Origin of the sequence: Paenibacillus sp. LS1, from assembly GCF_026013365.1 — a bacterium.
In the GTDB taxonomy this organism is placed as follows: domain Bacteria; phylum Bacillota; class Bacilli; order Paenibacillales; family Paenibacillaceae; genus Paenibacillus.
The window spans coordinates 192,118-213,174 of sequence record NZ_JAPDOE010000002.1; the positions used below are offsets into that span (position 1 = coordinate 192,118).

Here is a 21,057-nt window from a genome sequence, read left to right on the forward strand (position 1 = left end):
CCTTTTATATAAAATGATCAGATTCGTCTAACAGACGAATTCGTTCTTGAACAAACTTAAGCAGCTGTTCCGCTTCTTGAGCGGGCAAATCCTCGTCAAGACGTGCTGCAGCAACGGGCAGCATCCAAGATTCAATCGTTTCCCGGGAAATACCGGAAAGCTGTATATAGTGATTAACGTAATATTCGACCAGTGATTCACGAGCCATTTCAAAACCCATTCGTATAGCAGGCTCCGTATCTTCCGGCAGAGTGCCGCTCATTAATATTACCCAGCTTCGAGCCACATCACCCGCAGGATCACCCGACATGCCAGTCATCCAATCGATGACCCAGTATTGATCGCCAGCTTCACTCAGCATAACGTTATCTGGGTGAAAATCGCCATGACAGATCTGCTGCCGATCAGGCAATGTTGTTAAGTAAGAAAGGACTCGCACTTGATCGTCCTCCGACAATAATCGAACATTGCGAATCGCTCCAGATAGAATCTGCTTCTGGGAGGGAAGTGTTCCTTTATCATCTCGCTCGCAATGAAGTCTGTATTGGCAGTCAGCCATTTTAAACGCCAGCTGCTCTAGTAACTCCGGTTGCTGAATGATAAGTGATAACAGGGTAATCCCCTGGATTCGCTCAAAAACGATGCCTGTACGCAGCGTATGTTCTATCAAGGATACTGCTTGTGGGACGGGGAGTCCTTTTTTGAATGCAAACTCACTTATTCTGAATTCATTCTGGACTGCTTCGAGTGGAAAATCCATTCGATATAACTTCATAATGTGCTCGTTCGAATACGCATAGATTTCCGCAGTTCTTCCCTGACCAATTCGCTCCATACCTGTCCTCCCCTTACTCGAACTCAATGCCTCTAACTTTGGAGAAAACCATACAATCCACTAGCGTACCTGTGCTGTCACGCCGCATCTTGCGCAATATACCTTCCAGCGTATAACCCGCTCGTTCGGCTACTTTGGCACTCCGCACATTGCGGGCATCACAGCGGATCTCCAGCCGATTCGCCTCCAGATGCGTAATGGCAAATTGCTCTATCCCTTTCACCGCTTCCGTCATCAAACCCTCACCAGCTCGCGATGTTCGAATCCAGTAACCGATCTCGAAACAGCGTGCATTCCAGTCGATGCGATGTAACCCGCTGCTGCCTACGAAATCGTCTGTATGTCTATCACGCAAATGTAGCATCAGGTCGGTACGCTCCAGATATTGCAGCCTTGCTTTGCGAACAGTCACTTCTGACTCTTCCAATGAAGGGATTTTCTCGACAAAAGGCAACCACAACCGCAGCTGCTCCGCACTCTCACGGACGGCTCCATTAACGGCTGCGCCATCCCCCCACTGTGGTGCTCGAATTGTGAGGCGTTCCGTATGGAAGCTCTCGGGTATCGTTAACATAATTGGATTAAATGAAGACGATTCTGTCATCGTTACACCTACTCCTCTACCTGAAAGATAGAATCAATGATCAGCGGCAAATTATCCCTTACGGACACTGCACCGAACACTGAACGAGCGTGTACCCCCTGATCTCCAAATACCTCCATCATCAGATCCGAGAATCCATTCAGCACCTTATGATGCTCCTGATACGAAGCGGACGCATTGATGAAGCCCTGCACTTTAACCACTCTCTTCACCCGATCCAGTGAACCCAACACGTCTCGAACTACAGCAAGCACCTCCAGTCCAGCATTCCGGGCAAAATCATACCCCTGCTCTGTTGTGAAGTCTGATCCCAATTTGCCGCGTTCGGAGGTATCCGGTCCTTTCCCGGATACATACATAATTCCATTCACAATAACGGCATTGGCGTATTTCGCTGCAGGGGCACTGGCCTGTGGCAAAATGATCCCCAGTTCATTTAATCTTGCTTCAATCATCGTATATTCTCTCCCTCTTTTACGGTCCTCACGGAACCCGATTCCTTGTATTCCTGTCGGTAGACTCTTGGTGATACCTGAACGGTACGTTTGAACATCTTGCCAAAATGAGAGAAGTTACTGAACCCCGCAAGCCAGGCGATATCCGTAATGGATTCCTCACTTTCCCGCAGCAAACGCTGTGCTTCCTTCACCCGTAACAGATTCAGATAATCACTGAACGTAAACCCCGTCGTTTGTTTGAACAATCGACTTAGATAATGCGGACTAATGCGAAATATGCCCGCCACCTCCGGTAATGTCAGTGGTTTCTGATAGTTCTCATTCAGGTAACGTACAGCTGCCTGTGTCTTGGGATGAAGAACCGGCTCACGATCATCGGAGCTGAACCTGCCCAGGTGTTGATTTCGATAGGCATGCAGCAACAATTCAATAGCCCGGTGACGGAGCAACAGGTTGCTTCCAGGTTGGGGACGAAGCATTTCATCCACCATTTCGCTAACCATCCGTTCTAGAACTTCAGTGACTTGAGATGGAAACCTTACAATAGGAATCTCCCAGCAGAAGGGTTCCTTCAAGCCTTCAACTAACTCCGCGGAAATAGCTATGGCTGCAAAAAGATCAGGCTTCAAATACAGCACCATCCGCTCATGGTCAGGCATGCCACTCTCCAATGTTTTATGAACCGTATTTCGGTCAACAAACACCAGATCACCAGCCTTTACCCGGTAGGTCCGGTCCTTAATGAAATAGATACGCTCACCAGACAACAGGTAATATAACTCATAATGATCATGCAGATGGTCATCCGTCATCGAGAAATATCCAATGCGACGATCATATTCGATGTGCAGTAAATCCGAGGGATCATGAAAATCTGCACTGAAAGGTTCTGTCATGTTGCCCTCTCTCCTTTTCATAAATTATAGCAAAATATGCGGCATTTGAAAGCGGTTACGCATAAAATGCGGCGAAAGAAGTGCTCCCTTGTTATAGTCTAAAGCTATATTCAAGGAGGCGATAGACATGAGTAACAAGAAACGTTATGTGTTAGTTGGAACCGGCGGCCGCGCCGAATTTTTTTATGGTGCTTTGACCCGGGATTACAGGGATACATCCGAGCTTGTCGGCTTTTGCGATATAAATCAAGTCCGCATGAACTACGCGAATCAACTGTTGAAGGAAAAGTACGAGTATCCTGAGGTACCCACTTATCCTGCAGATCAGTTTGATCAGATGATTGAGAACGAGAAACCTGACTATGTCATCGTAACGAGCGTTGACCGCACCCATCACAAGTACATCATTCGTGCGATGGAACTGGGTTGTGACGTTGTCACCGAAAAACCGATGACCATCGATGAGGAGAAATGTCAGGAGATTCTGGATGCTGTCAAGCGGACTGGCCAGAACGTAAGAGTCACCTTTAACTACCGTTATGCACCGCACCATACTAAGATTCGGGAACTTATTCTGAATGATACCATCGGGAAAGTCACTTCCGTTCACTTCGAATGGCTGCTGAATACCCGCCACGGGGCAGATTATTTCCGCCGTTGGCATCGGGACAAGCGTAATAGCGGCGGACTGCTTGTGCACAAATCCACCCACCACTTCGACTTGGTGAATTTCTGGATTGGTTCGCAACCGGATACCGTGTTTGCATTTGGTGATCTGATGTATTACGGCAGAGAAAACGCAGAAGAACGCGGTGTAACGCAATTCTACAACCGTGCAACCGGCAACCCGATCGCAAAGGATGATCCTTTTGCACTGCATTTGGATTCAGATGCTCATATGAAGTCCATGTATCTGGATGCTGAATCGGAAGATGGTTACCAGAGGGATCAGAGTGTATTTGGGGATGGCATCAACATTGAGGATACGATGGGTGTTCTTGTGAAGTATCGGAACAAAGCCATTCTTACCTACTCTCTCGTTGCCTACCAGCCATGGGAAGGTTACCGCATTGCCATTAATGGCACCAAAGGCCGGATTGAGATGAACATTGTGGAGCAATCCTATGTCAATTCATTGGGTGACAAAAGTAAGGAAGGTGCATTAATCGGTAAAACGTTGCGGGTTCTTCCAATGTTTGATGCACCATATGAGGTTGAAGTGGAAGAGAAAGCAGGTGGACATGGCGGAGGTGACCCGGTTCTGCTGAATGATCTGTTCGGAGAGCCTGTAGAAGATCCGTTCCATCGTGCTGCGAATCACGTGGACGGTGCCAGATCCATTCTGACTGGGATTGCGGCCAATCGCGCCATCGCCACGGGCCTGCCTGTCAACGTCAACAATCTGGTTCGTTTCTAAGGCTCCAAGTCTGCACTACATTATTAATTTCATTTAAAGGCTGCGCATATCACGCAGTCTTTTTTTATATTTTTATAATTAACCTGCACGCAAGTTGACTCGGTAGAAGGAGGAAATTCATGTTCTTCTCTTTAAAAAACCGCCTGATTGCCTTTATCGTCGTCCTGTTTGTCCTCGCTTTTGGTACTCTCTCCTACCTGCTCTTCAAGGAATCACGCATGGTCATCCGTTCATACATCGAATCCTCTGCTCTTGAGAAAATGGAGGAATACGGTTCATACGTAGACATGGTGCAGATGCAAATCTATGATGTCGCCTCTCTTGTTTTCAATAGTGATATGGGCAAGAACTGGGATAATGCGATCGGAGATCCGAATCTTTCGGAAGGAGAAAAGATGCTGGCCAACCTCGCGATGAGCCGTTTTCTCACTCAGGCAACTAACAGTTACACCAGTATCTCGGATGTATCCATCTATCGACGGAATGGACTGCGAATTGGCAGTGAGAATCAGGTAGCGTATGATCCTGCCTTTCAACAAGAATCATGGTATACGAATTTCTACACGTTGGGGGAACGCTGGTTACCTGCACACACCGACCAACATGAACGTGTGAGAGATCATGGCAATCCGGTGGTCAGTCTGCTGATGCCCATTGGCACCTTTCATCATGCTACAGCGCAGAGTGTCATGAAGGTAAATGTCAGTGAATCCTATTTTCTGGAGCCGCTCCGTCGCATACATCTTGCGGAGAGTAGCACTATTTTTCTGCTCGGTGAGCAAGGAAATCCTATTCTCTCACAGCAGGTAGACACGTTGGGTGCTGTAGCTACCGCAGAGATCGATCGTATTCGTAATAGCCCGCTCAAATCCGGTGTCGCATATCTCACAAACCATGAAGGACAGCGAGACATCCTTGTATTCAAGAAACTGGGACGTACGGGCTGGATGTTGGCGGGTCTGGCACCGGAAAAGGAAATGTACCGCTCTCTCCATAAGCTCCAAAGCACGATTGTGGTGGTGACGATTGCCCTGATTCTAGTCTCCCTCTTGGCTGCTGCATGGCTATCTCACGGTGTGACCAAGCCATTGACCAGACTGGTGCTGGCGATGAGACAGGTTCAACGAGGTGCTTTTGACCAAGCGGATTCACTTCTGCCTCCAGATAAAAATGTAAAGAGCGAGATCAGTTATGTAATCTTCACTTTCCGTTATATGATCAGTCAGTTGCGACAGCATATCCAGAATGAATTCGAGCTGAAGCTGTTCCGCCAGCAAGCAGAGTATAAAGCACTTCTCATACAAATTAATCCACATTTTATGTTTAATACCCTGGAGCTGGTAAGCAGCCTTGCCATTCAGCGTAGAACGGATGATACGGTTCAGGTCATTGAGGATTTGGGTAAAATGATGCGCTTTTCCATCAACACTAATGACGACCGTGTTCGCCTAACCGAAGAACTAGATTATGTACAACGTTATATCTCGATTTTGCAGACTCGTTTTGGTCATAAGCTCAACATTTCGATTACGAAGGAAGGCACACTGAACGCCTTGGTCATCATCAAGTTTATTCTTCAGCCGCTTATTGAAAATGCAGTGAAATACAGTTTCAAGCATCAGACGACAGCCCGGGTCCAGATACGGATCAACCGGATGCATGATCGTCTGCATATCAGTGTTTCAGACAATGGACCAGGTATTCCATCAGAAATCATCCACAAGTTGCAACATCCCGTAGCTCCCTCCTCATTGGAATCCATATTGCATAATGAAGGCTGGCATATTGGACTAGGCAATGTCATTGCTCGTTGCCGTCTGCATTACGGTGCCTTGTTCACTGTACACATGGAGAACGATGAAAACGGAGGCGCATGTATTGAACTGATTCTACCCGTACAGGAGGAATATGATGTACAACGTATTAATCGCAGATGACGAGATCGAAGTTCGCGAAGGATTAAAATTGAAAGTCGATTGGCATGGCATGGGCTTTGTCATAACAGGGGAAGCATCTAACGGGATCGAAGCGGATGAACTTTTGAAATCTGAACATTTTGACTTGCTGATTACCGATATGAACATGCCTGTCATGGACGGTGTCCGATTACTGGATGTCTGCCGCAGTTATAATCCTTCTATCCAGATTGTCATAATCACCGGTTATGAAGATTTTCAATATGCCAGAGCAGGTGTCCGCAGTCAGGTCATGGATTATTTACTGAAGCCTGTAACCCGGGATGAACTGAAAGCGACATTAGGCAAAATCAAAGCGGATCTGGATGATCAACGTAAAGTACGAGGTGATTCCGAATTACTGCAATGGCGCCTATCTCAGTATTACCGGGAAATGAAGGGACGTTTCCTTCTTGATCTCGTCAGAGGCAATCGTCTTCCGCCTTCCTCACTGCCAGAACGACTCCGATTGTTCCATCTCGAATCATGGCAGGATCAGAAGATATGTTTCATCACCGCCAGTATAAGTCAATCGGACAAGCAGAATATTCGAAAAGATCGCTCACACGAGCAGATGCATCTTCCTTTCGAGCTGGTTTGTTATGAAATCGCCCAGTCTGATTCAGACAATGTCCAGGTTTTTCATGATTCGGCACACGAAGGCATCATGCATTTTATGGTACAAGACGGTATGCAGTACGAATTCATCCAACAGCTCACGGGACATACGGTATCTGTTTTTTCCATGAAACTCAAGATTGGGGTGGGACTTTCCGGTTCTGGACTTGAGCACTGGAAAGAAGGTTATATCCATTCCCTTCTGGCTTGGAATTCAGCTGAACGGGCGGGCGGGGATCCAAACCCAATGGCAGGAACAGATTATAGTCCATTACTGCCTGAGGAAACTACCCGAACGCTGCATCGTTGCCTCATCCGAGGGGAACTGGACTCCTTCCGCAGCCTGATCCGCAAGGAACTTCATGAAGCATTCCAGCTCTCTCCCTCCCGAATGACACGAAGCATTTTTCAGATTTCACTGTTGATGGATTTTCCTATGACGCCTGAATGGATACTGTGGCTTAAGACGCCAGATCAGGCAGAACGCTTATTAATGCAATGGTTTCAAGACTTTCTGGATCGACAACTTCCCTCGGAAGACGGAGATGGGACGATTATAGAGTTAGCCAAGCGATATATCGAGGAGAACTACATGCAGGAGCTAACGTTGACGTTACTCGCTGAACGATTCAACTATTATCCTACCTATTTCTCCGAACTGTTTAAGGAAGGGGCAGGTACCTCTTTTATTCAGTATGTGACGGGCGTTCGGATGAAACACGCTTTGCAACTGCTGAAGGAAACCCAATTAACCGTATGGGATATTACAGAACTGACCGGCTTCAGTTCACCAAGTTATTTCAGCTCGAAATTCAAAAGAATGTTCAACATGAGTCCATCAGATTATCGCTTGCTGCATTCCGAAAAAATCGATAGCCATGATCCGAAGAAATGAGATTCAAGCTTCTGCCCTTCCCCGGTATGATGTGGTTACCAAGAGAACGCCGTATGTTGTAAACGGATTCACAACTGGTGACTATTATTCTTACCCATTCAGAAGGGAGGTACATGATGAAAAAACAGACCAAGCCCTTATACGGTCAGCACAATACTACAGCCTACTTGTTTCTTCTGCCCTGGCTGATCGGACTCTTCTGTCTGACACTGGGACCGATGGTTGCGTCCCTATACTTATCCATGACCAAATTCAATCTACTGTCATCACCGACTTGGACTGGACTTAGCAACTATGTTCACATTTTTACCGAGGACGATACCTTCCGTAGGTCCCTGGGGCTAACGTTTTATTATGTCTTTCTATCTGTTCCACTACGGCTTGCCTTTGCTTTACTGGTGGCGATGGCGCTGAACAAGGGAATTCGAGCCCTTGGCATCTACCGGACCGTATATTACATCCCTTCCCTCTTGGGCGGCAGCGTAGCGATCGCAATCGTCTGGCGTCAACTTTTTGAGGGAAATGGACTGGTCAATCAGTTCTTAGGCTGGTTTGGAATCTCGGGACCATCCTGGATTGCGCACCCGGATTATGTGGTCTACACCATCATCACGCTATCCGTGTGGCAATTCGGGTCTGCCATGGTCATCTTCCTTGCTGGTCTGAAACAGATCCCGGCAGACTTATATGAAGCTTCCGATGTCGATGGGGCGGGAAAGATACGTCAATTTTTCGGAATTACCCTGCCCATGCTCTCACCTGTTATCTTTTTTAACCTGATCATGAGCATGATCAATTCATTCCAGGCGTTTACACCAGCTTACGTGATCGGGGATGGCCGCGGGGGTCCACTCGACGCAACGATGTTCTATACGTTGTATCTGTATCTGAAAGGTTTCTCGTTCTTTGATATGGGTTACGCTTCGGCTTTGGCTTGGATCATGTTGATCATTATCGGAGTATTTACCGCAATCGTCTTTGTCACATCCCGATTTTGGGTGTTCTACGGTGACAATCAAGAGGGGAGGTAATGCATATGCCAATCAAACGACAACTGGTTCAGGCTGGGAGGCATGCCGCCATTATACTCCTCGGTCTACTGATGTTATATCCAGTACTATGGTTAATTCTCAGTTCGTTTAAACCGAATCATCTCATCTTCACTAGCGGCAGTCTTTTTCCAACCAGCTTCACGCTGGAGCACTATATTAATGGCTGGAAAGGTCTGCAGGGCATCTCCTTCGGCCGTTTCTTCAGCAACTCCGTGCTGATCTCGGTCATGAGTGTGCTGGGCAATGTGATCTCCTGTTCCCTTGCAGCCTTCGCCTTCTCCAGATTGAAATTTCGATTCAAAGGCCTGTGGTTCAGTATGATGTTGGTCACAATTATGTTGCCTTACCATGTTACCCTTGTGCCTCAGTACATTCTCTATAATGAGCTTCAATGGATTAATACGTATTTCCCGCTGATTCTGCCTAAGTGGCTTGCGCAGGATTCCTTCTTCATCTTGCTTATGGTTCAATTCATACGCGGTATTCCGCGGGAGCTGGACGAGAGTGCAACCATTGACGGTTGCGGGCAATCACAGATCTTTTTCCGGATCGTAGTGCCACTGCTCGTTCCAGCACTGATTACAACAGCGATCTTCACCTTCCTGTGGAGCTGGGATGATTTTTTCAGCCAGATGATCTATCTGAGCAAAATTGATCTGTTCACCGTGCAGCTGGGCATTCGGTCTCTCTTCGATCCATCAGGACAATCCGATTGGGGCGCTTTGCTCGCCATGTCCACCCTGTCACTGCTTCCCGTGACCATCATCTTTTTACTGTTTCAGCGATATTTCCTTGAGGGCATTGCGACCACAGGTCTGAAGTAACAACACGTTTCTCATTATCCATAGACAGGGGGATTTACCATGTTCAAACGCTTCATGATCGGTATGATCACTTCACTTTTGTTATTTGTAACAGCTTGCTCCGGAACCGACCATACGGGTGCTAATGATGCAAGCAATGGTAATGACAATGGAACTACCGAGGGCGGACAGGTCGAACTGCGCATCATGTGGTGGGGTGACCAGAAAAGGGCAGATATTACGAATGAAGCCTTGAAGATCTTTCAGGCAAAACATCCGGATATTAAAATTGTAGGTGAATTTGCGCCCTCCTCCGGATATTTCGACAAACTGAATACCCAGTTGGCATCAGGTACAGCTCCAGATATCTTTTTCCTTGGGGGAAATGTCGTGGACTATGCCAAAAAAGATGTCCTGCTCAATCTGGACCCGTATGTAGGCAACGAACTGAATCTGGACGATATGGATGAAACCATGATCGAATACGGACGTCTCGACGGGAAGCTGCAACATATCTCTGCCGGTGCGAACGCACGGGGAATTGTTGTGAATCAGGCACTCTTTGAGAAAGCCGGCGTGCCTTTGCCAGCTTCAGATTGGGACTGGGCGGACTATGCCGCCATTAGCAAGGAGTTGTCCGACAAGCTCGGAGACGGCTTCTATGGAACGTACAATTTTACCGTCGACGGAATGGATATTTTTCTGAAACAACGGGGTAAACAGCTGTATGACATGAAAAACGGCACACTCGGATTCGCCAAGGAAGACATTCTGGAATGGTTCCAGTATTGGGAAAAGACTTCGGCATCCGGCGGTGTAGTTACACCGGAATTGCAGGTATCCAACCCGCATGATGACACCAGTAAGTCCCTGTTAATCACAGGTAAAGCAGCCATGACCCTCCTGCCATCCAACCAGCTGGCTGCATTCCAGAGCTTGACGGAAGACCCGCTAGTTCTTCTCCCTGTACCACGAGGCCCTAAGGGAACGGGTGTTGTATTTGAGTCGAGTCAGGGATTATCGGGTTATGCCAATACCAAACATCCGAAGGAAGTGGCAACGTTAATGGATTTCTGGATTCATGATCCTGAAGCAGCCAAAATCCTCGGTAATGACCGCGGGGTGCCCGTTACGGAAGCCAATCGAAATCTTCTTCAGGAAGGTGCAGGCCCTGTGGAGGAGATTGTCTATAACTATACGAGCCTTGTCTCGGAAGCTACGAAGACTGAACCTTTTGACGTAAGTTACAATCCTCCGGGATTTGCAGAGTTCTCCAAGTTAGCTCAGACGACGAATCAGGAGATCGGATTTGGACGAAAAAGTGTGGAGCAAGCTGTCTCCGACTTCTATAACGGTACCGTTCGTATCTTTGAATCGAATCAATAAGCAGACGCTGTGAGGAGGAACATATGACAGAAGAGATACTGAATCGGCTGCGCAACATTTCGATTATGGATCAAGTTCAACCAGTTAAACCGGAAGATCAGCAGTTATTACAGGAATGGCATGCGTTGGGTATCCGGTTTGTGGCATCGGGCGGACGAATGGAAGCTACGTATTATGCAGCAGTGGAGAAATTGCTTGCTTGTATCCTGCCCATGGGAGACAACGATCCCATTTTACAAGAAGGTGGCATCTATCTGGGATGTTGGTTAGAGAGCACAGGTACCATCAATGCGGAGCTGCTGTCTCGCCTGCTTCCTTCCGTGTCCGAAACAACGTACCTCGCATTTGCCAAGCAGCAAAGAGATGATGGATTGCTTCCGTATAAACTGACGGCAAACGGACCCTCTTTCCGGCAAATCCAGTTGGTCACTCCACTGGCACGCAGTGTGTGGAACCACTATCAGCTTCATGGCAAGCACTCTTCTTTCCTGAGTACCATGTACAAGGCCATGGTTCGTTACGATGAGTGGATTGCACGTAACCGTAATACTCGAGGAACCGGCTGTGTAGAAGCCTTCAGTACGTTTGACACCGGACATGACTTATCTCCCCGATTCTGGCATGTTCCGGATACACCATACATGAATGATGCTTCTGCCTATCACCCGGATTCTCCGATTCTGCCTTTTCTGGCACCTGATCTGACTGCCAATATCTATTGTCAGCGCATGTATCTGTCCCGCATAGCTGAGGAGCTGGGGGAATCAGGGACGGATTGGAAAGCAAAAGCCGAGTCCAGCCTGGAAAGTCTCTTCCGTTATTGTTACGACGAACAGGATATGTTCTTCTATGATCGGGATCGCAATGACGAATTGGTCAAAGTCCAATCTGATGTGTTGCTCCGCGTAATGGCTTGCGAGGTGGGCGACCGTGAATTATTCGATAACCTACTGCGTCGGTACCTGTTGAATACAAGCAAGTTTTTCGCTAAATACCCGTTTACATCGATTTCAATGGATGATCCCAGATTCGATCCCTTTTCCTCCTATAACAGCTGGGGAGGGGCATCCAATTTCCTGAGTCTGATTCGTGCACCACACGCATTCGAGTATCATCATCGATATGTGGAGCTAACCTGGGTAATGCAGCCTATCTTGTCTGCGCTATCCAAAGATAAGCAATTTGGTCAGGTACTAAGCCCATGGACCGGAAAACAAGGTTTTACCGAGACTTACTCTCCTACTATCCTTTGTCTTCTCGATTATGTGGAGCGATTATGCGGAATTATGCCTGTTGGATCGAATCAGCTCTGGTTTACCGGACTGCTGCCCATCGACATGGATCATGGTGAGATCGTATCTGGCAACACCGCTTATAGCCGGAAGGTCCATGGACTAAGATATGAATTGGTCAACACCCCTGATCGCATGACGGTTTATCTGGAAGGCAAGGTTCATCTGGACGGCCCGTCAGGGATTCGGCTGGTGACGAATCATAGTGGACATCTGGAAGGCATTATTGGAATGAGCGTCCGCACCGTCGAGGGAGAGCTTTTCTATCAAGGAGAGCGCATTCCGATTCGGATAAAAGGAAATGAAATGCAGCGTTACGCTGATGGAAATTTGAGAACTGAGCGCGATATTGGCATCATCCATCCTACGTATCGTTAATTGTTTGTACGCAAAAAGCGCAAGTTGCGGAGGCTCACTGCCCCTGCACTTGCGCTTTTACATTTCTTTATTTCTACACCTTCCGTTGCCAAGCCGGATGACGATAAAATTCAATCGTATCAATATAATTTACCGCGAACTGCTGCTCCACATCTGACAGATTCAACAGTTTGCGGTCGATTTGCTTCATACCCATAACCACATCATGGCGAAGCAGGTCCATCGCTATTTTGCCTACAAACCCGCCTTCCATCTCCTTATGCTTGGTACGAAACTCTTCATTGTAAATCAGTTCAGGCGTGAATGCCGCTTCGACGAATGCGTTAACAAGCGTAAGCTCATTGCCCTCGATCTGCACTGCCATATAATAGTTGCCACGCTCATCCTTAATGAGGTCTTTATACATTTCTACGATCATGTGAATCACTCCTCTATTATAAAAGAAACCCCGTTGGCCTTAACGAACATGGGCTGTCAAACGTACACCTTCCGACCCCGTTCCTTCATATACTAGGTACAAATGGCGAACGGAGGAATACTTATGAGCTGGCAGCATCTCCATACTGGAAAAACACTTCAGCAGCGTCTGGCAGAACTCCAGGGGCACCTTGCAGAACTGAATACTCCACTCTCCGGGTTGGAACCGGGACGTATTCGTCGTGTCTATTCAAAGCAGTTTATCAAAGTAAACCGTCAGTTATTCATTCCACTTAGTCTGAATTCCATTCGGGTATTCGATATTCCTCGAACACGGCGAGGTATCAGAGTCGGAATCCGAACGACGTTCCCTTCCTGGAATGCATTTAACAATATCAGACTTGTTGGCGTGGGACTGGATTATCTTGAACTCCAGGGAAAAGGCAGAGTCCCTTCCCGTATTCTCTTTCCTCTCTCCAGCGTTGAGTCGATCTATCGGCCAACCGCCGGAAGAAAGAGCCTGAAACGGCCTTGTAGCCGGAAGTAAAGCTGGTTCTTATCGCAAACCTTATACTGGTTCCCGAATGTCTGCATACGGGTGCTCCCTTCCAATATATAATTATAACCCATGCGCCCACTCTTCTGCTGAAGAATCAGTTTATGTCAAAAAGCGGTGAGAACAGAACTGCTTCTGTATCTCACCGCTCAGCCAATTACGGATCAAGCTGATCCTTCACATGTTTAGTTCAGATGCCTGTCCATACGTCCTTGGCATAACGACCTTCCTGCTGAAGCTGAATAAGCCAATCTTCTGCTTCCTTCGCGGAGTTGCCGTGAATATCAGCGTATGCCTGCTGGAGTGTAGCTTCTACATCAGGTGCCATCTTGCTACCATCACCGCAGATATACAGATGCGCACCTTCTTCAAGCAAAGGAATCAGATGACGGGCATCGTCTCTCATCAGATGCTGTACATAACATTTATCCTCCCCGTCTACACGGGAGAAGGCCGTATGAAGTTTTACAAGCCCTTCTTGCTGGGCTGCTTCCAATTCATTTTTGTACAAATAATCATGCTCGGGATTCCGGCATCCAAAGTACAGATGGGCTTCGCCAACCTCTTGACCCTGTTCCTTCAATACATGTCTTGCCTGCAGGAAACCACGGAATGGAGCAACACCCGTACCCGGCCCTACCATAATGACAGGAACCTGTGGATCCTCCGGCAGTTGGAAACCCGATTCCGGTGTCCGCGTGAACATGACGATCTCGTCACCCGCTTTCAGGTTAGCCAGATAGTTGGACGCAATGCCTTTGTATTCTCCCTGCCCACTCCATGCCGGGGCACGCACAACACTGACCGTAATACTCGCTTGATCGGGCTGAACACGCGGTGAACTGGAGATCGAGTAATATCTGGCTTTCAGTGAAGGCAATAATTCAAGGAAGCGCTCAAACGGCAGTTCACATGCCTCATATTTCACCAGATAATCCAGCATGGAGATCCGTTTATTCCGAACTTCATCCATATACACAGATTCATCAAGCAGCGCTTCAAGTTCCTTCTTATGCGGTGGACATACGGTGTATGCTGCCATTTCTCTCAGTTGCGCACGAGTTGCCGCCTCCTGAAGCTCAACGCTATGACTGAGCAGATCATACAGGTTAACCGGTTGATGCAGCGGCAGATGCGCGGCACTCCGACCGGATGCATCCAGAACGAGATGCTCCGTTCCGGTGAATCCATAACGACGCAATACACGTTCCACCAGCTCCGGTGGGTTCTGAGGCAGAATGCCCAGGTGATCCCCTTCCTTGTAGGTTATGCCTTCAGGCAATTTGATCTCCAGGTGACGTGTGCTGCGTTCACTGCCCGCGTCGTGAAGCTCCCTGTTCTCGAGTACTTCTGCCACATGAGCATCATACGTATCCGCAAGCGGGGTTACGGCGAGCCCACTGACAAACTGTACAGATAGGGAGCTGCGTTCGCTATTGGAGCTTGTATTTAACTTCAATCCCATCGTTCGTGCGAGATCCGGCCATAATTGCTCTGTCCAGTCCCCCACCTGTTTCTCGAAATCTCCGCTGGCATCTGACTCACCCAGCGGTGATAACCGCTCTGCTCCTCTGGAAGACAATTGTTCATCTATTAAACGCGGAATACGCTGATAGGTGCTCGCCCAGTTGTGGTCACCGCATCCGAGAACGGCGAAACGCACACCTTTAAATTCATTGGCGTCCGCATGTTCAATCCACTCAACGAACATCTTGGCATTACTTGGCGGCTGACCGTTATAGGATGCACTGACAATAATAACGGCACCATCTTTCGGCAGTTTACCAACGCGATCATCCAGCGCAGCAACCTCACTGCGGAATCCCTGATATCTGGCAGTATCGGCAATTTCACGCGCGATACCTTCCGCGGTACCCAGATTAGAACCGTACAGAACAAGCATTGGTGTGTGATGGGCATTCGCCGCATCCGGCTCTGTTCTTTTGGCAACTGGCGTCGGTTCTTCGACCGCTAAACCCGGAACAGCCATGACTGGCTGCCCCCCACGCGCACGTACACGAATTGTGAAGTTATCCGGTTTGAGCGTCAGGGTTTCTTTTACCTTTAACTGATAATCAGAATGATCTATGAAGTCAAAATGCTTCAACACCATGCCCAGTACCAGCGTTGCTTCCTGAAGTGCAAATTGCTGACCAATACATGCCCGTTGACCGTTACCAAAAGGTTTATAGGCATCATGCGGCACTTTGCTCGGATCTTCGAACCGTTCCGGGCGGAATTCCTCTACGTCGTCTCCCCAGGCTTCGCGGTCACGATGCAGCTTGGGAATAAGTACACTGACGCTGTCTCCTTTTTGCAAAGGATATTGACCCGCAAGTACCGTGTCCTCTTTTGCATACAGGGAAAATGCTGGAGCTGTAGGCCATAATCGCAATGCTTCATTCAAAACCATACGAACGTACTTCAGATTGCGAACCTGGTTGTACGTTGGAACTGGATCTTTCAGAATCTGATCCACTTCAGCTTGAGCTTTAGCTAGCGTCTCCGGATTCTTCATCAGATAATAGACGGCGAAGGATAACAGTCCACTTGTGGTCTCATGTCCAGCAATCAGGAATGTAATAATCTGATAACGGATGTTCTCATCATCCAGTGTTTCTCCCGTTTCCGGGTCCTTGCCGCTGAGCATATGGGACAACAGATCGTCTGCCCCTTCCTGAGGTTTCTCTTTACGCTCAGCAATAATGTGATCCACCAAGGAGAACATGGAACGGATATCCTGTTCAAACTGTTTCTTTTTGGTGATCATCAGCTTGTCTTGCAGACGCAGTCGCTGCAATGAACTCATGGATTCATCCAACGCACGAACCATACTTGTAATGAATGGATGAGGTTCTTCCCGATAGAAGCTGTTAAACCGATAGTTGAACCCACATAGGCCAATCGTATCGAGCGTAAGCCGTGTCATATCATCCGGAACGTTAACCGTCTCATCCGGGTTCAAGCGTGACCATTTCTGAACCAGCTGCACAGCCAGATCAATCATTTTGTTGTGATATCCCTGCATGGCACGTTGACTGAAGCTTGGCAGCAGTACGTTATGGGCTTTTTTCCAATTCGGTTCTTCGGTCCAACTCGTAAATAGTCCATCTCCTGCAAAAGCACGAACCTTCGCAAGGGGTGCCCACACCCGTTTGTCGAATTTGGATTCATCTGTTACCTCGGCGACCAGTTCGTGACCGGAAATATACAATTCACTTCGCCCGGGGTACTCCATACGAAAGATCGGTCCATATTCTTCAGCCAGTTTCACCAAGGATTGCACCGGTTCTTCAAAGTTCAATTGCGGCAAATTGCCCAGCGGGCCAAATGTTTTCGGTTGAGGCACTGAAATTGGTGGCATGACACTCACTCCTTCTTTCCAAGTTAAGAGTTCTACAACTAAAAAATAATGACGTGACTACAGAAGCGATTACACTTCTTCAGAACAACACATTCAAGTTATTTTTTGCACGTTTTCATATTTCATCCAGATAACTATAAAACCACGAGAGAACTAACTGACCAAAATGGTATATTGGTCATTTTTGAATAAAAAAAATGTATGCATTGGTTATCTTCTTTTACCCTAACATTTCCAGTTCTAATCTTCAACAGTCCCAAAGTCATAGGACCTCAGGACAGGGATTGCGGTATACCTATGATTTCTTCAACAGATTCTGAATAACCGACTCCATCTCTATTGGAGCAACTGTCGTTTCATAACGTCCATGGACGTCCCCACTACGGTCAATCAGAAATTTGGTGAAATTCCATTTGATCCCGTCTCCTTGATACAATTCTGGATGCTTCTCCTTCACAAAAGTGTCCATCCACTTTCCTTCCTTCGTGGCCAGATCATAGCCTTGAAATGGTGCTTCTTCAATCAGATAACGAAACACTGGATGCGCCGATTGCCCAACGACCTCAACCTTCTCCAAAATCGGAAAGGATATCTGAAACTGACTTCTGCAATATTCGGCTACCTCTGCGCTACTGCCAGGTTCTTTGTCGTTAAATTGGTTGCACGGGAATGCCAGAATTTCCAGCCCCTGATCACGATATTTGTCATATATTTGCTGAAGTTCACTGAACTGGCGGGAGTAGCTACACTGGCTGGCTGTGTTCACAATAAGCAGTACTTTGCCTTTCAACGCAGAAAAATCACCCTCGTGGCCGTCCATGAACGGAACCTGATAAGAAAATATACTCATATGTATTTCTCCTCCTCTTCTTTTTCGTATCCCATATAAATTCTCTCTTGAGATGAATTATACACCGTCATTATTAATAGGTGAAATATATAATCAGTATAATATTAATAGTTTTTAACTATAAAAATGCAAACAAAAAAACTGCCCTTAGCAGACGAATTCTGCATCTAGGACAGTTATGAAAATCATGATTGGCCATCACGCTCAACACATGGTTAGCCCATAATCAAACCATATACAATACCTGGTCCGTGTACGCCAATGGTTAAATCATTTTCAATATCGGAAGAGCGGCTTGGCCCTGAAATAAAGTGAATGCCTGCCGGAAGATTCTCTCTTCCCGCTTCGTCAAATCGATCCAGCGTCTCACCCAGTCTGGTGTACAGTCGATCCACTGGAATAATGATGATAAGTACCGTAGGCAACAGACTCACTGACCGACCTTTTTCCGGTGAAGAAAGTACAGTGACCGAACCTGTGTATGCTGTTGCATAATCCGCCATGACCACACCGATATCAGCCTCAGCTGCACGTGCCCTCCAGTTCTCATCTGCTTGACTATTCCAGACTGAGATCTGCACATCCGGTAACTTCTCTTCCAATCCGAGATCCTTTAGCGCCTGTTCATTTTGGCGAATGATATATTTGGTACTCAGCTCATGAGATTTGTTGGCAATGAATTGAGATACTTCTTCCATGTTCTGAACCCGGGCAATGTGGGCGCCTACACTCACAAAGTTATCCGTAAATGCTTGAATACGCTCCTCTTCATCCCATTCCAGCTCAGTCCAAAAGTCGGGTGCTCCCCGAAAGGGTTGGGTCGGCGCATGCCGTTGCCTTGGTCTTCTCAATTTCGAAGCAATGTCATTCATGAACTGCTCCTGTTGCTCCATGGACTTCTTCTCCAATTGCGCGAGCCATTGCTGATGTTCAGTGACCATGCTTATCCTCCCCTTCCTCTCGTTCACGAATAATCTGCTCCATGCGGCTGCGAACGGAAGAATTCATGGTTGGTTGCTCCTGGTTCAATTCTTGATCCAGCTTGTTCCATTGCTGCCGGAAGGATTTCTTGGCGAGACTTGGGGCAACCCGATAATTATTCCAGCCTTTGAGTGGTCCCAGCTTGAGAGAAATGCCGTTGTTGCGTACAACTGCCTTCTGCCCGATCTGTCCCAGACGTATGGCCGCACTGAAGCGTTTCGAATTGGACACCACGGCGGCAAACCCCTTCATGCCCATGCTTTCCATTTTGTTTCCATGACCATCCTCTACCTTGCGTCTGCGTAAATAAACGAGCATATCATGCAGCGGAATTTTGACCGGACATGCTTCATAGCAGGCTCCGCAAAGACTAGAGGCACCAGCAATGTCGTTCCATTCATCAATGTTGCCATTGAGTGCAGGTGTCAGTACCGCTCCAATCGGTCCACTATAGGTTCCACCATAAGCATGACCTCCAATATGGCGATATACCGGGCAAGCATTCAGACACGCGCCGCAGCGAATACAATTCAGCAGTTCTTGGAATTCGGGATCACCGAGCTGAAGGGATCGACCGTTATCCACGATAATAATGTGCATTTCATCCGGCCCATCCGCATCCGCTGTACGACGAGGACCTGTGATGCCTGACATGTACATCGTGAGTTTTTGACCTGTTGCAGAGCGCGGCAACAAGGTTGCCATGACCTCCAGATCCGTCCACGACGGGATGATCCGCTCCATGCCCATGAGTGTAATCTGCGTTTTGGGAACAGTGGATACCATACGGGCATTGCCTTCATTTTCGAACAAAACCATGGAACCTGTCTCTGCAATCGCAAAATTGCAACCGGTCATGCCGATATCCGCTTCGAGGAACTTCTCGCGCAGCTTTTTGCGAACAAATCCGGCAAGTACCGTCGTGTCCGGCTCCAGAATTTCGCCCGCTTCCTTGGATAACAACTCTGCGATCTGATAGCGGTTCTTATGGATGGCTGGAATGACAATATGAGAAGGGGCTTCGCCTGCCAGTTGAATGATGTATTCACCCAGATCGGTCTCGATGGCTTCAATGCCCGCCGACTCCAGCACATGATTCAGATGTACTTCTTCCGACACCATCGATTTGGATTTCACCACCGTAGAAGCTTGGTTATGCGCTGCAATATCCAGCGCAATTGCGGCTGCTTCCACCGATGTATCTGCAAAATGAATATGAACCCCATTCGCACGGGCGTTATTCACAAATTCATTCAGATAATAATCAAGGTACGCAATCGTATGCAGACGAATCTGTCGGCCACGCTCCCGCCACTCATCCCAGTTTCCATGTTCTTCTGAGGCAGACTTCTTCCCGTTACGCAATCGTTCTGTCGTGAATTTGACCGCTTTACGCAGAAAATCATCATTCAAGGCCAGTCCGGCACGTTCTTTGACCGTAGTATCCATAACTCCCGGTTGGCTCATCCTGTTCGCACCCCCTCATACAGTAGTTCCGCCAAATGCATCACACGCACCGGTTCATTCCGATAACGCAGATTACCTGCGATATTCATCAGACAGGCCATATCCAGCCCAACCAGTACTTCGGCTTGTGTCTCTTTGACATGATCGACCTTCTCCGTTACCATCGCTCCTGAAATATCGGACATTTTAATAGCAAACGTACCCCCGAACCCACAGCAATCCTCAGCGAATGGAAGTGGAACCAATTCCAGACCTTTTACTTGAGAGAGCAGCGCCATCGGCTCATCCTTTACACCAAGCAGACGGCTGCCGTGGCAGGATGGATGATAGGTTACTTTGTGCGGAAAATGTGCGCCCAGATCGGTTATCCCGAGTACCTGAACAAGGAACTGAGTAAACTCATAGGCTTTGGCTTCCAATCGTTTTGCCTTCTCCAGCCATACCGGTTCGTCCGCGAACAGTTCGGGATAATGATGAATCATATACGTACACGATCCGGATGGACAGACTACAAAATCACTTTCGTCAAACGCTTCAAGAATTGTCTTGGCCGCTACCCGAGTCTCATCCCAGTACCCGCTATTGTAGGAAGGCTGACCGCAGCAGGTCTGAACCGGCGGAAAATCCAGCCGAACGCCATGAGCGGCGAGCAATCTGACCATGGCCTCCCCTACTCGAGGATAGATGGCATCACTGAGGCAGGTAATGAATAAGGAGACCTTCATAATTACACGCTCCTATTAACTGATTAGTAGATAAATTGACTAAGAATATTTACACTGGACACTCCGATGACAGAATACCCTTCCGATCGCTGTTATCCGCAGATTGTA

The 21,057-nt window shown here is 47.7% G+C and carries 18 protein-coding genes; 8 read left to right on the forward strand and 10 right to left on the reverse strand.

Features of this window, described 5'->3' with window-relative positions; translation table 11 throughout:
* Positions 1–4: 4 nt before the first annotated feature.
* The 4 genes from OM416_RS10135 to OM416_RS10150 are packed head-to-tail and all read right to left on the reverse strand — an operon-like array spanning position 5 to position 2,793.
* Complete coding sequence (locus OM416_RS10135; RefSeq protein WP_264929094.1) at positions 5–835, reverse strand: phosphotransferase family protein; 831 nt, start codon at positions 833–835, stop codon at positions 5–7.
* 13 nt (positions 836–848) lie between these two features.
* The gene (locus OM416_RS10140; RefSeq protein WP_264929095.1) at positions 849–1,439 is read right to left on the reverse strand and encodes a GNAT family N-acetyltransferase; all 591 of its coding nucleotides are present in this window, start codon (positions 1,437–1,439) and stop codon (positions 849–851) included.
* Positions 1,440–1,447: 8 nt separating this feature from the next.
* The gene (locus OM416_RS10145; RefSeq protein WP_047842646.1) at positions 1,448–1,894 is read right to left on the reverse strand and encodes a RidA family protein; all 447 of its coding nucleotides are present in this window, start codon (positions 1,892–1,894) and stop codon (positions 1,448–1,450) included.
* A complete protein-coding gene (locus tag OM416_RS10150) occupies positions 1,891–2,793 on the reverse strand; it encodes an AraC family transcriptional regulator (protein WP_264929096.1) in 903 nt (300 codons plus the stop codon). Before OM416_RS10150 ends, OM416_RS10145 begins: the two co-directional genes overlap by 4 nt.
* Before the next feature lie 127 nt (positions 2,794–2,920).
* On the opposite strand from OM416_RS10150, the gene OM416_RS10155 reads away from it, so the two are divergent.
* From OM416_RS10155 to OM416_RS10185, 7 genes are all read left to right on the forward strand, one after another.
* Positions 2,921–4,210, forward strand: coding sequence for a Gfo/Idh/MocA family oxidoreductase (locus OM416_RS10155; protein ID WP_036670584.1), 1,290 nt, complete (start codon positions 2,921–2,923; stop codon positions 4,208–4,210).
* Between the two features lie 119 nt (positions 4,211–4,329).
* Positions 4,330–6,147 (forward strand): sensor histidine kinase, encoded by a 1,818-nt coding sequence (locus OM416_RS10160; protein WP_264929098.1) that lies wholly within the window; start codon positions 4,330–4,332, stop codon positions 6,145–6,147.
* Entirely contained in the window at positions 6,122–7,678 is a 1,557-nt protein-coding gene (locus tag OM416_RS10165) for a response regulator (protein ID WP_264929099.1), read from the forward strand. Before OM416_RS10160 ends, OM416_RS10165 begins: the two co-directional genes overlap by 26 nt.
* Positions 7,679–7,794: 116 nt before the next feature.
* Positions 7,795–8,709, forward strand: a complete 915-nt coding sequence (locus tag OM416_RS10170; protein WP_264930665.1) for a carbohydrate ABC transporter permease — start codon at positions 7,795–7,797, stop codon at positions 8,707–8,709.
* A gap of 5 nt (positions 8,710–8,714) precedes the next feature.
* On the forward strand, positions 8,715–9,554 hold the full coding sequence (locus OM416_RS10175) for a carbohydrate ABC transporter permease (RefSeq protein ID WP_264929101.1): 840 nt from the start codon (positions 8,715–8,717) through the stop codon (positions 9,552–9,554).
* Between the two features lie 39 nt (positions 9,555–9,593).
* Positions 9,594–10,919: an ABC transporter substrate-binding protein gene (locus tag OM416_RS10180; protein WP_264929102.1), complete on the forward strand. Its 1,326-nt coding sequence runs from the start codon at positions 9,594–9,596 to the stop codon at positions 10,917–10,919.
* A gap of 23 nt (positions 10,920–10,942) precedes the next feature.
* Complete coding sequence (locus OM416_RS10185) at positions 10,943–12,589, forward strand: MGH1-like glycoside hydrolase domain-containing protein (protein WP_264929103.1); 1,647 nt, start codon at positions 10,943–10,945, stop codon at positions 12,587–12,589.
* 73 nt (positions 12,590–12,662) lie between these two features.
* On the opposite strand, the gene OM416_RS10190 is transcribed toward OM416_RS10185, so the two are convergent.
* Positions 12,663–13,007, reverse strand: a complete 345-nt coding sequence (locus tag OM416_RS10190) for a hypothetical protein (RefSeq protein ID WP_264929104.1) — start codon at positions 13,005–13,007, stop codon at positions 12,663–12,665.
* A 123-nt stretch (positions 13,008–13,130) separates the two neighbouring features.
* On the opposite strand from OM416_RS10190, the gene OM416_RS10195 reads away from it, so the two are divergent.
* The gene (locus tag OM416_RS10195; protein WP_169482839.1) at positions 13,131–13,553 is read left to right on the forward strand and encodes a hypothetical protein; all 423 of its coding nucleotides are present in this window, start codon (positions 13,131–13,133) and stop codon (positions 13,551–13,553) included.
* 199 nt (positions 13,554–13,752) lie between these two features.
* On the opposite strand, the gene OM416_RS10200 is transcribed toward OM416_RS10195, so the two are convergent.
* The 5 genes from OM416_RS10200 to OM416_RS10220 form a co-directional block, all read right to left on the reverse strand.
* On the reverse strand, positions 13,753–16,926 hold the full coding sequence (locus tag OM416_RS10200; RefSeq protein ID WP_264929105.1) for a bifunctional cytochrome P450/NADPH--P450 reductase: 3,174 nt from the start codon (positions 16,924–16,926) through the stop codon (positions 13,753–13,755).
* A gap of 295 nt (positions 16,927–17,221) precedes the next feature.
* Positions 17,222–17,776: a glutathione peroxidase gene (locus OM416_RS10205; protein ID WP_264929106.1), complete on the reverse strand. Its 555-nt coding sequence runs from the start codon at positions 17,774–17,776 to the stop codon at positions 17,222–17,224.
* Between the two features lie 215 nt (positions 17,777–17,991).
* The gene (locus OM416_RS10210; protein ID WP_264929107.1) at positions 17,992–18,717 is read right to left on the reverse strand and encodes a LutC/YkgG family protein; all 726 of its coding nucleotides are present in this window, start codon (positions 18,715–18,717) and stop codon (positions 17,992–17,994) included.
* On the reverse strand, positions 18,707–20,224 hold the full coding sequence (locus tag OM416_RS10215) for a LutB/LldF family L-lactate oxidation iron-sulfur protein (RefSeq protein ID WP_264929108.1): 1,518 nt from the start codon (positions 20,222–20,224) through the stop codon (positions 18,707–18,709). Before OM416_RS10215 ends, OM416_RS10210 begins: the two co-directional genes overlap by 11 nt.
* Positions 20,221–20,949 (reverse strand): (Fe-S)-binding protein, encoded by a 729-nt coding sequence (locus OM416_RS10220; RefSeq protein ID WP_264929109.1) that lies wholly within the window; start codon positions 20,947–20,949, stop codon positions 20,221–20,223. Before OM416_RS10220 ends, OM416_RS10215 begins: the two co-directional genes overlap by 4 nt.
* Positions 20,950–21,057: the final 108 nt, after the last annotated feature.